Consider the following 1,074-nt stretch of genomic DNA (forward strand, 5'->3'; position numbering starts at 1 on the left):
CCTATAACGAAAGCAACAGCGGATAGCGGAGCTTGTGATGAACACAGAAGAACGCGTCGAGGTGGTCCTGCCGGGCAAGGTCGAGCCCGAGGAGTTCCAGCTGCGCCGCGGCCCGGTTCCCGTCCCGGGCCCGGGGCAGGTCGTCGTCCGCATGGAGGCGACCGGCGTCTCCTTCGCCGAGCAGCAGATGCGCCGCGGCCGCTACTTCGACCAGCCGCCGTTCCCGTTCGTCCCCGGCTACGACCTGGTCGGCACCGTGCAGGCGGTCGGCTCCGGCGTCGACCGCGCCCTGACCGGCACACGAGTGGCGGCCCTGACGAAGATCGGAGGCTGGGCCAGTCACGTCCTGCTGGAGGCGGCGGACGTGGTCGAGGTGCCCGAGGGCGTCGGCGCAGCCGAAGCGGAGACCGCGGTGGTCAACGGCATCACGGCCTGGCAGATGCTGCACCGCAAGGCCCGTGTTCGTACCGGCGGTACGATCCTGGTCCACGGTGCCAACGGAGGAGTGGGGTCGCTCCTCGTGCAACTGGCGCTCAGCGCCGGAGTCCGGGTCATCGGCATGGCCTCCGCCCGCCACCACGACGCCCTGCGCGCCCTGGGCGTCACCCCTGTCGACTACCGCACCGAGAACATCCCCGCCCGGGTCCGTGAACTGGCGCCCGGTGGCGTGGACGCGGTCTTCGACCACGTCGGCGGCCCCGGCCTGACCGACTCCTGGCGGCTGGTCGCCCCCGGCGGCACCCTCGTCTCGTACGGCACCGCCTCCAGTCGCGACGACACCGGCTCCAAGCAATGGCCCGTCCTCAAGATGCTGGGCCGCATCTGGCTGTGGAACGCCCTGCCCAACGGCCGCCACGCCTACTTCTTCAATGTCTGGGCCGGCAGGGCCCTGTCCAAGAAGCGCTTTCGCGCCCGCCTGCGCGCCGACCTCACCCAGGTCCTCACGGCCCTGCAGCGTGGCGACATCACCGCGACCGTGGCCGCTGAACTCCCCCTGGCCCAAGTTGCCGAGGCCATGCGCCTGGCCGAGTCCGGCACGGTCAGCGGCAAGGTCGTCCTCGTGCCGTAGCCGCC

General features: G+C 71.2%; 1 protein-coding gene. It reads left to right on the top strand.

Features of this window, described 5'->3' with window-relative positions:
• Window positions 1-37: 37 nt before the first annotated feature.
• Window positions 38-1,069 (top strand): medium chain dehydrogenase/reductase family protein, encoded by a 1,032-nt coding sequence (locus IE318_RS44385; protein ID WP_189908490.1) that lies wholly within the window; start codon window positions 38-40, stop codon window positions 1,067-1,069.
• Window positions 1,070-1,074 lie beyond the last annotated feature (5 nt).

Origin of the sequence: Streptomyces spiralis (genome assembly GCF_014654675.1) — a bacterium.
GTDB lineage: Bacteria > Actinomycetota > Actinomycetes > Streptomycetales > Streptomycetaceae > Streptomyces > Streptomyces spiralis.